Below are 14,421 nucleotides of genomic sequence, written 5' to 3'. Positions count from 1 at the left end.
CTCACAGGGGCCGGCTGAGGATGCGGCGGCCCTCGTCGCGGAAGCCGCGCTTGCCGTAGTAGGCGAACAGGTGGCCGACGTCGGCGCCGTTCGGGGCGATCACGATCTCCAGGGTCGTGCAGCCCCGGGCGGCGGCCCAGTGGCGGCTGTCCTCGATCAGCCGCTCCGCCTCGCCGCGCCGCCGCGCCCCCGGCGTGACGAACAGGTCCTCCAGCTCGGCGTAGAGACCCTGCTCCAGCCCGAACGCGGTCGTGGTGATGCCGAACGCGACCAGCGCGCCGTCGCTCTCGCTGACCGCGACCCGGGCCTCCGGCGAGGCGATCAGCCTGGTGAGGTTGGCCTTCAGCGTGTGCGCCGGGGTGGTGAAGCCGTCCTCGGCGTAGAAGGCGACGGCGAGGTCGTGCAGTGCGGGCAGGTCCTCAGGGACGGCGGCGCGGATCATGGCAGCCATGATGCCCCGATTCGCGGACGAGCGCGTAGAACAGGGCCTGCTGGGCCGGGTCGCGACGGGCGGTGTCCTCCGGATGCCACTGGACGGCGGTGAACCAGCCGGGCAGGCCGTCGTGCTCCAGGGCCTCCACCGTGCCGTCGGCGGCGTGGGCGGCGGGGGACAGGCCGTCGCCGAGGCGTTCGACGCGCTGGTGGTGGAAGCAGGACGCCTCGACCTTCCGCGTCCCGGCCGCGCGTTCCAGCAGGGTGCCCGGGAGCAGCGACACCGGGTGCACGACGTGCCGGTGCCCGCCCTCGGGGCCGCCCATGTCCTGCTCCAGGGTGCCGCCGAGGGCCACGTTGACGACCTGGAGCCCGCGGCAGACGGCCAGGGTGGGCAGCCCGGCGGCCAGCGCGTGGCGGGCCAGGGCCAGGTCGAAGGCGTCCTGCTCGTCGTCCACGTCGTAGACGTCCTGGTGGGTGTCGGGGGCGCCGTACCGGTGGGGGGCCACGTCGCCGCCGCCGGGCAGGAGCAGGCCGTCGAACCTGGCCATCCGGCCCGCCACGTCGTGCTCGTCCGCCGGATGGATCGTCGCCGGCTCGCCGCCCGCCCGCCACACGGCCTCCACCAGGGCGCGGGCGCTCACCTCGGCGGCGTACCGCAGGGCCGAGGCGGTGGCGGAGAAGCGGGCGGGGATCGCGATCAGGGGTCTCACAGCTGGATCCAGGTGGTCTTGAGCTCGGTGTACTTCTCCAGCGCGTGCGCCGACTTGTCGCGGCCGTTGCCCGACTGCCGCATGCCGCCGAAGGGCACGGTCAGGTCGCCCTCCTCGTAGCAGTTGACCCAGACGGTGCCCGCCCTCAGCGCGCGAGCGACGCGGTGCGCGGTGCCCAGGTCCGACGTCCACAGGCCGGCCGCGAGGCCGTACTCGGTGTCGTTGGCCAGGCGGACGGCCTCCTCCACGTCGTCGAAGGCCAGCACGGACAGCACCGGCCCGAAGATCTCCTCCCTGGCCAGCCGGGAGCCGGGGTCCACCCGGTCGAAGACGGTCGGTTCGAGGTACGTGCCGCCGCTGCCGGTCAGGATCCGGCCGCCGCCCGTACGCAGCCGCGCGCCGTCGGCGAGCCCGGCCTCGACGTGGCCGCGTACCCGTGCCAGGTGGGCCTCGCCGACCAGCGCGCCCATCTCCGTGGCCGGGTCGAGCGGGTCGCCGACCCGCAGCGTACGGGCGCGGGCGACCACGGCCTCCGTCACCCGGTCGGCGACCGACCGGTGGACCAGCAGGCGGGAGGGCGCGGTGCACATCTCGCCCTGGTTGAAGAAGATGCCCCAGGCGGCGGTGGCGGCGGCGGCCTCCAGGTCGGGGGCGTCGGGAAGGATGATGTTGGGCGATTTGCCGCCCAGCTCCAGCCATACGCGCTTGAGGTTGGAGTCGGCCGAGTAGCGCAGGAAGTGCCGCCCGACGGCGGTGGAGCCGGTGAAGGCCAGCACGTCCACGCCGGGGTGCAGGCCGAGCGCCCGCCCGGCGGTGGGGCCGTCGCCGGCGACGACGTTCAGCACGCCCGGCGGCAGCCCGGCCCGGGTGGCCAGCCGGCCCAGCTCCAGGGCCGACAGCGGCGACAGCTCCGACGGCTTCAGCACGACCGTGCACCCCGCGGCCAGGGCGGGGGCCACCTTCCACGAGGCGAGCGTGAGCGGGAAGTTCCACGGCACGACCGCGCCGACGACCCCGGCGGGCTCGCGGGTGACCAGGGCGAGGGCGTCGGCGGGCACGTGCGGGGCCTCGTCGGCCAGCTTGCCGGCCAGTTCGCCGTACCAGCGGAAGGTGGTGATCGCGGCGCGCAGCTCGATGTCGTGCGCGTCGATGATCGGCTTGCCCATCTCCAGGCTGACGAGCAGCGCCAGGTGCTCGCGCCGCTCCTCGATCAGGGACGCCAGCCGCACCAGCGCCCGCCCGCGCTCGGCGGGCGCCATCCGCGGCCACGGCCCGGAGTCGAACGCCCGTCGCGCCGCCGACACCGCGAGCCCGACCTCCGCCTCGCCCCCGTCGGCCACCTCGGCCAGCACCCGGCCGTCGCGCGGCGAGCGCACCGGGAAGGACGCGCCGCCCGGCTCGTCGGCGCCGTCGATGTGGTGCGCGGACGGCGGCACCAGCGCCGCGGCCCGGCTCAGCCATTCCTCGTGGGTCACCGCTTGTTCGGTGGCGAACGTCTGGCCGTGAGTCCCTGCGTCCGCCGGGTTTTCCATCGTCGGCCCTTCTGTCGTGGACGGGGGTGAAACAAAAATGTATGGGCCCAAACGATCGCCAGTCAATGGCCTGCCACGACTCGCGGGATAGGCTTCCGGCGGAGGGAGGACGAGATGGACGGCAGAAACCCCGCACTCGCCCGCTTCGACGCGCTGACCGGCCGGTGGGCCCTCCAGGCCAAGGTGCCGGGGCTCGGCGCCGCCCGGTCCGAGTTCACCTGGCTGGAGGGTGGCGCCTACCTGCGCCAGCACACCGAGTCCGGCCCGGTCCCCGACACCGCGCCCCTGGAGTGGCGGCGGAACTCGCCGTTCCCCGCCACCTCCCTGATCGGCCTCGACGACGCCACCGGTGAGTGCGCGATGCTCTACGCCGACGTCCGCGGCGTTCACCGCGTCTACCGCACGACCCTCGACGGCGGTGTCTGGCGCGTCTGGCGCGAGGCGCCCGGCTTCAACCAGCGTTTCACCGGCGAGATCTGCGACGGCGGCGACCTGATCGAGGGCCGCTGGGAGATGTCGGAGGACGGCCTGGCCTGGCGCCTCGACTTCGAGCTGACCTACACCCGCGACCTCGCCTGAGCCTGGAACAGGGCTCGCCGGATCGTTGACCGGGCGTCCGGGTTCGTTCTAACATCCGCATGCCTGTATCCGAAAATTTCTCATAATATCCGAAACTTTCGGTCGGCTCCTCGCACGTCCCCGCACCCTCCCGGAGAACGTGACATGAGAAGATCCAGCCCGTTCGCGCGCTTCCTGCTCTCCGTGGCCCTCGCCGCCGCGGCCGTGCTGACCACCGGGCCGATCACAGTGCCACCCGCCCGCGCCGCCGCCGCCGCGCCGGCCGGCAAACCCGGATACATCGCCTTCACTCCGGGCCCCGGCCGGTTCCCGCTGGTCGCCGCGGGGAAGGCCGCGCCGATCGTGGTCAGCGCCGCCGACCACGAAGGCGTCGTCCGCGTCGCCGGCGATCTGCGGGACGACATCGAGCGGGTCACCGGCGTCCGGCCCGCCCTCGCCACCGACCAGGCCCCCCGGCGCGACGACGTCGTCCTCGTCGGGACGATCGGCCGCAGCCCCCTCATCGACGGCCTGATCAAGGCCGGCAAGCTCGACGTCTCCGGCATCGCGGGCAAATGGGAGACCTCGCTGGAGCAGGTGGTGCAGAACCCGCTGCCCGGCGTGCGGCGCGCGTTCGTGATCGCCGGCAGCGACCAGCGGGGCACGATCTACGGCGCGTACGACGTGTCCCGGGAGATCGGCGTCTCGCCCTGGTACTGGTGGGACGACGTGCCCGTCCGCCACCGGGACACGCTGCACGTGCTGCCCGGCCGCCACACCCAGGGCACCCCCAAGGTCCGCTACCGCGGCTTCTTCATCAACGACGAGAACCCGAACCTGGGCACCTGGGCGCCGAGGTTCTTCGGCCCAGGCAAGGCCCAGGGCTACCCGGGCGGCTTCAACGGCCAGTTCTACGCCAAGGTCTTCGAGGTCATGCTCCGGCTCAAGGCCAACTACCTGTGGCCGGCCGTCTGGGGACGCGCCTTCGCCGAGGACGACCCCGACAACCACCGGATCGCCTCCCGCTACGGCGTCGTCATGGGCACCTCGCACGAGGCCCCGATGATGCGGGGCATCGAGGAGTGGAACCGGCACGCCGTCGCCGCCGTACGCGACGCCGCCGGGAACATCGTCACCCCCGGCCACGACCCGTACGGCGGGACCGGCGAGTGGAGCTTCCGCCGCAACGGCGAGGCCATCAAGAAGTACTGGGCCGAGGGCATCCGCCGGATGCGCGAGCAGGACTTCGAGGGCGTCGTCACGCTCGGCATGCGCGGCAACGGCGACGTGAGCCTGCCCGACGGCGACGGCATCGAGCTGATGCGGAGCATCCTGGCCGCCCAGCGCGAGATCCTGGCCGAGGAGAGCGGCGAGGCCCTGGAGAGCATCCCGCAGGTGCAGACCCTCTACAAGGAGGTGCAGCGCTACTGGGACCAGGGGCTGCGCCCGCCCGACGACGTGACCGTGGTCTTCTGCGACGACAACTGGGGCAACATGCGCAAGCTCCCCGACCAGTCGCTGCCGAAGCGCGCCGGCGGCTACGGCATGTACTACCACTTCGACTACGTGGGCGGCGGACGCAACTACAAGTGGGCCGACACGATCAACCTGGCCGGCACGTGGGAGCAGCTCGACCTGACCTACCGCTACGGCGTCGACCGCCTGTGGGTGGTCAACGTCGGCGACCTGAAGAACGAGGAGCTGCCGCTGCAGTTCTTCCTCGACTACGCCTGGGACCCCGACAGCCTGCCGATCGACCGGCTGGGGGACTGGGAGCGCGCGTACGCGGCCCAGAACTTCGGCCCCGAGCACGCCGCCGAGATCGCCGCGATCCTGCACGACTACGGCACCCTCCAGGCCCGCCGCAAGCCCGAACTGCTCAACCGCCGCATCATCGTGGACCCGGCCGACCCTGCGAAGGTCACCTACGACGACCGCGACACGCCGTTCAGCCTGACCAGCTACCAGGAGATGGACCGGGTCACGGCCGAGTGGCGGCGCCTGGCAGACCGGGCCGCCCGCGTCCGGGCCGCGCTGCCGGCGGCGTACGGCGACGCGTACTACGAGCTCGTGGACTACCAGGTGCAGGCCACGGCCAACCTCTACGCCCTGCGCAACGCCCAGTTCACCAACCTGCTGTACGCCAGGCAGGGCCGGGCCGCCGCGAACGACCTGGCCGACCTGGCCCAGCGGCGCTTCGACGACGACCAGGCGCTGAACGCCCGCTACGGCACGATCGCGGGCGGGAAGTGGAAGGACTTCCAGCTCCAGCCCAAGATCGGCTACGGCGACGTCGAGCGGTACGGCCCCAACGCCCCCTGGCAGCAGCCGGAGAAGGACAACGTGGCCCTGCCCGACGCCTTCTACCCGCAGCTCGTGCGCGCCTCCGTGCCGGACGGCGCCGACATGGGCGTGGCGATCGACGGCTCCGACCAGTGGTGGCCGCAGGCGCGGGAGGAGGCGGTGCTGCCGGCGTTCAGCCCGTACCAGACCTACCCGGGGCAGTACATCGAGGTGTTCAACCGGGGCGGCACGCCCTTCGACTGGACGATCAGCGCCGCCGTGCCGTGGATCTCGGTCAGCCCCGAGGCCGGCAGCGTCGGCAAGCAGGTACGGGCCGCCGTACGCGTCGACTTCTCCCGCGCGCCCAAGGGCAGGACCGAGGTGCCCGTCACCGTCACCGGGCCGGGCGGGACGAGCGTGACCGTCAAGGCCGTCGTGGACAATCCGGCAGGGCCGGTCAAGGGGTTCGTCGAGGCGGGCGGCCAGGTCACCATCGACGCCGCCCACTACGGACGGGCTGTAGGCCGCTGGCGGACCATCCCCGACCTCGGCCGCAGCTCCGACGGCGTGACTCCGCTCCCGCAGACCACCCCCGCGTCACGCCCGGCGGGGACAGCCCCCGGCTGGAGTACACGATGACGCTGTTCACGGCCGGTCAGGTCAAGGTCTCGGCGCTGCTGTCACCGCGTAACAACGTGCTGCCGTCCGACGGGCTCCGGTACGCCGTCTCCATCGACGACCAGCCGCCCCAGACGGTCGACATCACGGCCGTGACCGGCGCGAACGACACGACCATGAACCGCCAGTGGGAGCGCAACACCTCCGACAACGTCAACGAGACCACCACCGTGCACACGGTCACGACCCCGGGCACGCACGTGCTGAAGTTCTGGATGGTGGACCCGACCGTCGTCCTGCAACGGCTCGTGGTGGACACCGGCGGGCGCCTGCCCAGCTACTTGGGGCCGCCCGAGAGCCGGCGGGCCGGCGCGTCGTAGACCACCTTCGGCGGCCGGCCGCCGAACAGCTCGCCGACCGTGACGAAGCGGTAGCCGGGGGCGGACAGGCCCTTCAGCACCCGCGGGAGGGCCTTGACCGTGGTCGGATGGATGTCGTGGAACAGGATGACGCTGCCGGGGCGGACCCGCTTGAGCGCGACGCGGGCCACCCTGGCGCTGTCGCGGTGGGCCCAGTCGAGGGTGTCCACGCTCCACAGGACCAGCGGCCGGCGCGCCTGCCGCCGCACGTCGCGGTCCATCGCGCCGTACGGGGGGCGTACCAGGCCGGGCACGACGCCCGTGGCCGACTCCACGGCCCGGTCGGTACGGGCGAGCTGGGACCTGATCGCGGCCGGCGTCAGCCGGGTCAGGTCGGGGTGGGACCAGGTGTGGTTGCCCAGCTCGTGCCCGGCCCCGACCGTGCGCCGGACCACGTCCGAGTAGGCGGCGACGTTCCGGCCGACGACGAAGAACGTGGCGCGGGCCTGGTACTTCGCCAGGTGCCGCAGGAGCGTCCCGGTGTAGGGGCCCGGGCCGTCGTCGAAGGTGAGCGCCACGCACTTGACCTTGCGGCAGTCGACCTTCTCCGCCGGGCCGCCGGACGGCTCGGCGGACGGCTCGGCCTGGTCCGGCTTCTGGTCGGGCTTCGGCTCCGGGGAGGCCGACGGCGTCGGATGCGTGGGGGTCGGATGCGTGGGGGCCGGATGTGTGGGGGCCGGATGTGTGGGGGAGGGCGTGGGGCCGGCGGGGGTGGCCCCCGTGAGCGCGGTCGTGACGGCCAGCATCGCCGTGGCCATTGCGACACCGGACAGACCCGGCCTCATGGCGCTGTTCATGGCGTTCCCCCTCATGCACCGCCCCCGGTGCGTCATCCCCTGAGATCAGCCCACAAGGACCGTTCCAGAGAGTTGGACACCAGATCCGCCCGCAAGGTTCGCAAGAGCGATCATCTGCGGATGAAGGTTTCTCCCATGCCTTACGGGCAGAAGTGTCCGGACGTGACAGCACCGACCGCCTAAGGTGGAAACGACGCCTTGTCAGGCACGGGAGGCATCGGAGATGCGGAACGGCCGGACCAGCACGACCCTCGCCCTCGCGGCGCTCCTGATCGCCGGATGCGCCTCCGGCGGAGGCGGCGCACGGCCGCCGGGCGGCCCAGGACAGGCCCAGGGCCCGGTGGCCAGGCTCGCGATCACCCCCGCCGACGGCACGAAGAAGGTCGCCCCCGACACCGGGATCAGCGTCAAGGTCACCGGCGGCAAGGTCACCAAGGTGACCGTCGCCGACGCCAAGGGACGCCAGGTGACCGGCTCGACGGCGGCCGACGGCACCTGGCGGCCCCGGTGGCCGCTGCGGCCGGCGACGTCGTACACGGTGAGCGCGCAGGTCATGGGCACCGACGGCAAGGCCGTCACCGGGCAGTCGTCCTTCACCACGCTCAAGCCCGGCCGGACCCTGCAGAGCGGCATGTCGCCGCTGGACGGCGAGAAGGTCGGCGTAGGGATGCCGGTCCAGCTCCTGCTGTCCCAGCCGGTCACCTCCAGGCAGGCCCGCGCGGCGGTCGAGCGTTCACTGGTCGTGAAGATGTCCGAGCCGGTCGAGGGCGCGTGGAGCTGGGTGAGCGACCGGGAGGTGCAGTTCAGGCCGCGCGACTACTGGCCGGTCGGCGAGCAGGTCAAGGTCGTCGCCCACCTGGCCGGGCTGCGCGCGGGCCAGGACCTGTGGGGGACCAAGGACCGCAGCCTGTCCTTCACCGTCGGCCCGAAGCACGTCACCAAGGTGGACGCCGACCGCCACCGGGCCGTCGTCACCGCGGACGGCAAGACCGTCCGGACGATCCCCGTGAGCCTCGGCAAACCCGGCGACGACAGCTACTCCGGCACCATGATCGCCCAGGAGAAGGCGGCGGAGACCGTCATGGACTCGGCCACCATCGGGAAGCCGGGCGAGTACAAGATCAAGACCAAGTGGAACGTCCGGATGACCTACAGCGGCACCTTCTTCCACGCCGCGCCCTGGTCCACCGGCGCGCAGGGCAACTCCAACGTCAGCCACGGCTGCGTCAACGCGAGCCCCGCCGACGCCCGCTGGTTCTACGACTTCACCCAGCGCGGCGACGTCATCCAGGTCAAGGGCACCTCGCGCAAACTGCGGTTCGGGAACGGCCCCACGCCGTGGGCGAAGTCGTGGGAGGAGTGGCTCGCCGGCGGTGCCACGGGCAAGCCCGTTACCGGCTAGACCCGCATCTAACGGCAGGACCTGCGAGAACATCAGAATGTCGCCTTGCCCGCGCGGGCCCGTCCCACGATCATGTCGCGAATGGACGCCGACGTACCCCTGGACTACTACCTGATCTACGCCGCCCCCGAAGACCGCGGTCGCGGAACACTTCCCCTGGGCATCCTGGTCGAGGAGTTCGTGCTCTGCGACGACTACACCGCCGCGGGCATCGACTGCGCGGAATGGACCTCCGACTGCGGCGAGTGGCGTGAGTCGCCCGGGTCCAGCCGGGCCATCCGCGCCGAGCCCGCGCTGCGCGAGCGGGTGCTGCCGGTGACCCGGCGCGACGCCCGCGACACCTACTCGATGCTCGGCGGGGGCGCGCTGCCGCAGGAGGCCGAGCTGCGGGCCTTCTTCCAGTACCGCCAGGCGCTGCCCGCCGCGGCCCCGCTCGACCTGGGCGGTTCCCGGTCCACGCAGACCCGGCGCTACCGCATCCTGTTCGCGGGCGAGCTCGGCGAGCGCGGCCTGGCGAACGTGCGCACGGTCCTGCGCCTGGAGCAGCCGGAGGTGAACCCGCGGGCCAGGATCGCGGGCACCGCCACCGGGACCGCCGCGGGACACACCTTCACCTGGGAGCTGCGGCGCATCGGCCCCGGCATCGCCTGGTGCCTGGACGTCACCGTACGCCTGAGCGCCGGTCCGCTCGCCGCCATCGGCGCCCTGCTCCACCACCACCGGCAGGCGATCCGCGGGCAGGGCCTGATCCCGGTGACCATCGAACGCTTCGCCTAATGGGAGACGGGGTCAGGGCACGGCGACCGCGCGGCCGGTCAGCGGGTCAGGGCACCGCGACCGCGTGGAGGGTGACCGGGCCGGGAAGCGGGTTCAGCTCGTCGGCCTGGGACACCCCGGGCGGGGTGAGCACGTCCAGTGCCTTGGGCACCGTGCCGGGGTCGGCCGCGCACAGTGGCGCGCCGCCGCCCTCGGCGCACACCCCGAACCGGTACGGCTCGGGCGTCGCCGCGAACCCTCTGGCCTGGTCGGCGGTGTAGCCGTCCTGGCCGGTCAGCACGACCGCGAACCGCCACCCCGGCCCCGGCGTGCCGAAGGACGCCTTGGGCAGGGCGACGGTGATCGTCCTGGTGGCCTCGGAAGCGCGCACCGCCGCGCCGCCGGGCCCGCGCCCGTCCGCGGTGACCCAGACGGGGGCGGCGAAACCCTGCGCCTCGACGCGCTGCGACCAGGCGTCCTCCTCGGCGATCCGGTGGTTGCGCTGGGGGAAGGCCGCCTGCGCCGACCGTTCGGCGGCGGCCGGATCCTGGACGTAGACGTCGAGGAGCTGCGCGCCGAGCGGGTTGCCGAACGTGGGGGTCAGGTCGCGCAGCCCGGCCCGCAGGTAGACGGTGGTCGCATCGGTGATCACCTGGAACCGCCGCAGGTCGAACGCTCCGGGACGGAAGTCGGCCGCCGTCGGGTAGGCGTAGGTCCCCGGGCCGTCGTCGTCGCCCTCGGGGTCGGTGACGTCGAGCACGGTCGTGCCGCCGGTGATGTCGCCGACGACCGAGCGCCGGGCGTACCCGGTGCGGCCGTCCGAGGTCGCGGCGACGGTGAGCACGACCTCGCCGAACACGATCGGCGCCCGGGCCGTGAACGCGCCGTCGGCCCCGGCCCGCACCGAGACGACCCGCGCGGGCGCCCCGACGTCCACGGGCGCGGCCTCGACGTCCACGAGCGCGCCCGGCGCGGCCGTCCCCTTCACGGTGACCGAGCCGTCAGCAATCGTCCCGCCTTCGGCGGGCGGCGAGGTGAGGGTGAGCGGGCTGGCGGCGGGCAGGCCGTGGGCGGCGTACCGCTCGCGCACCGCCTCGGGCTGCTCGGCCGGACGGCGGGAGCCGAGCGACAGAATGAGCCGCACCTCCTGCGCCTGAGCCCAGGTCAGCGGGGACGCCGACCCCGCCGGCCCGCCGTCGCGGAAGCCGATCGAGGCGGTCGCCGGGTCGCTCCCGTACGGCGACGCGCCCAGGCCGGGGTTCTCCCACGCCTGCTCCGGCACCAGCCCCGTCCCCGACGACATCGCCCGCATGGCCGCCAGCAGCGACGCCGCCGTCGCCTGGTCGCCCGTCTGGAGCGCCTGCTCGGCCCGCTCCCCGGCCAGCACCGGCCACACGTGGCCCGAGCCGGTGTTCCCGGTCGGCCACGGCCTGCCGGACGGCGCGCACGAGGTCGGATCGGGCTCGTGGCAGTCGCCGTAGCCGTCCTCGGTGCCCGGGGTGTCCGAGCCGTACCGGTACCAGCCGGGGCCGCTCGCGGTCGTGCGCCTGATCACCCGGTCCACGACCGCGAGGCCGGCCAGCACGTCGGGGTCGTCCGCGGGCAGGACGCCGAGCCTGGTCAGCTCCAGGAAGCCGGCGTCCACCACCCGGCGCTGGTCCTCGGTGGGGCCGCCGTTGCCCAGGCCGTAGGAGACGGCCGCGTCGGGGTCGCCGCCGCGCGACAGGCGCAGGAAGTAGCGGGGGGCGTACGGGCCGGTGGTGGTCACCGTCCACTCCTTGACCGAGCGGGCGAAGTGGTCGGCGGTGGCCCGGTAGAGCCGGGCGCGGGCCCGGTCGCCCTGCCGGTCGGCGATCTCGCCCGCCGCGACCAGCCCGGCGATCTCGGCCGCGATCGTGGACGGCGAGTGGCCCGGCTGCTCCTCCCACCGTTCCACGCCGTACGCGGGCCCGTGCGCCAGCAGGAAGTCGGCCGCCGCCCGTACGCGCGGCCACAACGTCGTGTCGCCGCCGAGCCCGGACTGGTGGGCCATGAGGATCGGATAGGCCGTCTCGTCGAGCTGGTCGCCGCCGGAGTCGGGCGCGAGCCGGCCGTTGAGCAGCGAGTTGCGCGGCAGCCTGCCGTCGGGGAGCTGCTGGCGTTCCAGCAGGAAGCGGGTGGTGGCGCGGGCCGTGGCCAGGTCGCCGGCGGTGAGGAAGCCGGTGAACGCCTCGTACAGGTCGCGGGCGAACACCTCGCGATAGGAGCCGAAGTAGACCGGTTTGCCGCCGGGCAGCGCGCCCGCGTCGACCGCCTGGCCCCACGGGCTCGCCGGCGAGGCGACGACCGCGCCGGGGAAGGTCTTGTCCTCACTGGCCTTCAGCACGTTCGCCGACAGCCGGTAGGCGTCGGCGAGGGCGGCGGGCGGCCGGCGCAGCCCGGCGTCGTAGGCCGCCCAGCCCGCCTCGAACCGAGGCGAGGGTGGACGCGAACGGCCGCGCCGCCGCCTGGCCCGCCGTCCGCAGCGCGGCCTCGGCGCTGCGCCCGAAGCCCAGCGCGAACGTCACCGCGCCCGAGGCGTCGATCGGCAGCCGGGCGGTGGCCACGACGTTGCCGCGCGGCGCGCTGTCGTAGGCGGTCAGCTCGTGGTCGGCGTCGAGCTGCGCCAGCCCGTCGCCGGACGTTCCCGCGTAGCCGACGCCGGCCCGCGGCAGCCGCCGCTCCGCCCGCAGCGCCAGGTGGGTGGGCACCGCGTAGTCGCGTTCCGGCGCGGAGGTCTCGGTGCCGGTGTCGGAGATCACGGGCGCGCCGGTGGCGGCGTCCACCGTGCCGGTGTCGGCCCCGCCGTCGGCCGGGCCGCCGCCGCCGTTGCCGTTCACGCTCGCGTCCAGCCGGACGTACAGGCGCAGGCCGGGCGGCTGGAGCCGGGTCCGCACGACGACCGCGTCGCTCCCCGGGTCGGTGACGTAGGTGGTGGTCAGCCGGTAGCGGCCGCTCCTGCTGGTGGAGGTGACGGTGCAGCTCAGCCCCGAACGGCCGGTCTCCACCCGGTAGGTGGTGTCGCGGGCCTGCGCCTCGGTGAACGTGGCGCCGTCGGTGACGACGAACTGCATCGTCTCGACGTTCGTGTTGTCGATCGTGGGCTCGTAGACGTCGGACAACACGCCGCCCGCGACCGTGTACCAGACCTTGGACGCCCGGCCGGCCGCCGTCCCCACGCAGTCCTTGCGGGCGAGCCCGAAGTGGGACGCGACCCCGGGCCCGGTGGGCGCGGGCCCGGCGGCGACGGCGGGCCCGGCCGCGACGGCGACCGGCGGCACGCACAGGACCAGGGCGACGACGAACCGCCGGAAATCACGCATGACCAGCTCCCCTCCGCCCTCCGGCGTCTGGTTGCAGCGAAATCCGCCCCACCCGCCCTGTCAACCCAGCACGCCGGTGACCGGGCCGGCCTCGTCACGGGCGGACCGGTGCCGCGGTCAGCGACCGCCGGCTCGACGCGGCGCGGGCGTGCCGGTGTCGAACGCGGCGAACAGGTCGTCCTCCTCCGGAGCCGATGCGAGCAGTTCGAGCAGCTCCATGGCGATGACGGAGTTCCCGAGTCCCTCCAGCCGCGCGGGTGCGAGGACGGACAGGTCGACAAGGTCCTGGGGGCACGTGACGGTCGGCGGTGTCATGGATGCTCCTTCGTCGGCTCCGGCCTGCCCGCGGCGTTCCTCGCACGAGGCGAAGTCGCTCGACGGGCCGGTTTCACCTTGGCGGACTTTCGCCTGCCCGCCAATGGCCTTCCGCTCCGCCGCCGCCACGAACGGGCCGCCCGGCGTGCCAGGAGGGCCCGGCGGTACCGCGCTGACCAGGTCTTTCATCCCTGCCGTTCCCCTTCGGGAGAAGGCATTCCCATCCGGCATGGCCCGCGCCGCGACCGGCCGTAGGGTGATCGTGCCCCCGACGGACGAGAGCAGGAGCGGATCATGCGCATCGTGCGGTTCAACAGCCCGGTGACCCGTCTCGACGCGGTCGGCGTCGACGACGGGGAACAGGTGGCGGAGCTCGACGGGGTGGGCGGGGTGGGCGAGCTGCTCCGGCTGCCCGTCGCCGAGCTGCGGGAACGATGTGCCGCCCCCGGCGGTCCCCGGCACAGGTCGGCGGACGTGCGCCCGCTGGCCCCCGTGGACGGCCGGATGGAGGTGTGGGCCGCCGGGGTCACCTACCGGCGGTCGCGGGAGGCCCGGGTGACCGAGAGCGAGCGGGCGGCCGACGTGTACGAGCTCGTCTACGACGCCGAACGCCCCGAGCTGTTCTTCAAGTCCGTGGCCTGGAAGGTCTCCGGGCACGGCGGCCGGATCGCGGTACGCGCCGACTCGGAGATCGACGTGCCCGAGCCGGAACTGGGCCTGGTGCTCAACGCGGCCGGCGAGGTCGCCGGTTACACGGTCGTCGACGACGTCAGCTCGCGCACGATCGAGGGCGCCAACCCGCTCTACCTGCCCCAGGCCAAGATCTACCTGGGCGCGTGCGCCGTCGGCCCGGCGATCAGGCCCGTGTGGGAGGTGGCCGACCCGTACGCGCTGGGCATCACGATGGCCGTCTCCAGGCGGGGCCGGACGGTGTGGGACGGCGAGGCGTCCACGTCCGGGCTGCACCGGCGCCTGGACGACCTGGTCGCCCACCTCTTCCGCGCCGACGTCTTCCCCGACGGGGCGGTGCTGTCCACCGGCACGAGCCTGGTGCCCGACCTGCCCTTCACGCTGCGGCACGGCGACGTCGTCTCCATCGGGATCTCCGAGGTCGGAACGCTGACCAGCACGGTGGTCGAGGGCCTGGACGCGATGCGCTGAAAGGCTTTTCATGTAAATCCAGTAGGAAATGTTGACTTGGCTGCGGGGGTTCCGTAGCTTCGTACGCATGAGCCAGGGCCTCCACCTGACCCGG

The 14,421-nt window shown here is 73.5% G+C and carries 11 protein-coding genes and 1 pseudogene; 5 read left to right on the top strand and 7 right to left on the bottom strand.

From position 1 onward, the window contains the following. Nucleotide 1: 1 nt before the first annotated feature. The 3 genes from ABZ815_RS03985 to ABZ815_RS03975 are packed head-to-tail and all read right to left on the bottom strand — an operon-like array spanning nt 2 to nt 2,620. Complete coding sequence (locus tag ABZ815_RS03985) at nt 2–442, bottom strand: GNAT family N-acetyltransferase (protein ID WP_357693685.1); 441 nt, start codon at nt 440–442, stop codon at nt 2–4. Next, on the bottom strand, nt 420–1,145 hold the full coding sequence (locus tag ABZ815_RS03980; RefSeq protein WP_357693683.1) for a gamma-glutamyl-gamma-aminobutyrate hydrolase family protein: 726 nt from the start codon (nt 1,143–1,145) through the stop codon (nt 420–422). Before ABZ815_RS03980 ends, ABZ815_RS03985 begins: the two co-directional genes overlap by 23 nt. Next, the gene (locus tag ABZ815_RS03975) at nt 1,142–2,620 is read right to left on the bottom strand and encodes an aldehyde dehydrogenase (protein ID WP_357693681.1); all 1,479 of its coding nucleotides are present in this window, start codon (nt 2,618–2,620) and stop codon (nt 1,142–1,144) included. Before ABZ815_RS03975 ends, ABZ815_RS03980 begins: the two co-directional genes overlap by 4 nt. 171 nt (nt 2,621–2,791) lie before the next feature. Here ABZ815_RS03975 and ABZ815_RS03970 point away from each other — a divergent pair, with 171 nt between their 5' ends. Both ABZ815_RS03970 and ABZ815_RS03965 read left to right on the top strand, forming a co-directional pair. After that, nucleotides 2,792–3,256, top strand: coding sequence for a hypothetical protein (locus ABZ815_RS03970; protein WP_357693679.1), 465 nt, complete (start codon nt 2,792–2,794; stop codon nt 3,254–3,256). 144 nt (nt 3,257–3,400) lie between these two features. Beyond that, nucleotides 3,401–6,516, top strand: a pseudogene (locus tag ABZ815_RS03965) (glycosyl hydrolase 115 family protein). Here ABZ815_RS03965 and ABZ815_RS03960 read toward each other — a convergent pair. Continuing rightward, nucleotides 6,474–7,352 carry a polysaccharide deacetylase family protein gene (locus ABZ815_RS03960; protein WP_357693677.1) on the bottom strand — a complete coding sequence of 293 codons (879 nt, stop codon included), beginning with the start codon at nt 7,350–7,352 and terminating at the stop codon, nt 6,474–6,476. The pseudogene ABZ815_RS03965 and the gene ABZ815_RS03960 overlap by 43 nt on opposite strands. Before the next feature lie 223 nt (nt 7,353–7,575). Between ABZ815_RS03960 and ABZ815_RS03955 the strand changes: the two genes are divergently transcribed. Further along, nucleotides 7,576–8,754 (top strand): Ig-like domain-containing protein, encoded by a 1,179-nt coding sequence (locus tag ABZ815_RS03955; protein ID WP_357693675.1) that lies wholly within the window; start codon nt 7,576–7,578, stop codon nt 8,752–8,754. 81 nt (nt 8,755–8,835) lie between these two features. Next, nucleotides 8,836–9,531, top strand: a complete 696-nt coding sequence (locus ABZ815_RS03950) for a hypothetical protein (protein WP_357693673.1) — start codon at nt 8,836–8,838, stop codon at nt 9,529–9,531. 46 nt (nt 9,532–9,577) lie between these two features. On the opposite strand, the gene ABZ815_RS03945 is transcribed toward ABZ815_RS03950, so the two are convergent. The 3 genes from ABZ815_RS03945 to ABZ815_RS03935 form a co-directional block, all read right to left on the bottom strand. After that, entirely contained in the window at nt 9,578–11,875 is a 2,298-nt protein-coding gene (locus ABZ815_RS03945) for a glucodextranase DOMON-like domain-containing protein (protein ID WP_357693671.1), read from the bottom strand. Further along, complete coding sequence (locus tag ABZ815_RS03940) at nt 11,859–12,851, bottom strand: hypothetical protein (protein WP_357693669.1); 993 nt, start codon at nt 12,849–12,851, stop codon at nt 11,859–11,861. Before ABZ815_RS03940 ends, ABZ815_RS03945 begins: the two co-directional genes overlap by 17 nt. Nucleotides 12,852–12,968: 117 nt before the next feature. Further along, the gene (locus tag ABZ815_RS03935) at nt 12,969–13,166 is read right to left on the bottom strand and encodes a hypothetical protein (RefSeq protein ID WP_357693668.1); all 198 of its coding nucleotides are present in this window, start codon (nt 13,164–13,166) and stop codon (nt 12,969–12,971) included. 294 nt (nt 13,167–13,460) lie between these two features. On the opposite strand from ABZ815_RS03935, the gene ABZ815_RS03930 reads away from it, so the two are divergent. Continuing rightward, a complete protein-coding gene (locus ABZ815_RS03930; RefSeq protein ID WP_357693666.1) occupies nt 13,461–14,327 on the top strand; it encodes a fumarylacetoacetate hydrolase family protein in 867 nt (288 codons plus the stop codon). The last annotated feature ends 94 nt before the right edge of the window (nt 14,328–14,421 follow it).

The sequence above is a fragment of the Nonomuraea sp. NPDC047529 genome (genome assembly GCF_040642995.1).
Classification (GTDB): domain Bacteria; phylum Actinomycetota; class Actinomycetes; order Streptosporangiales; family Streptosporangiaceae; genus Nonomuraea.
The sequence above is the reverse complement of the archived record's forward strand: the minus strand, read 5'-3'. Positions and strand labels throughout refer to the sequence as shown.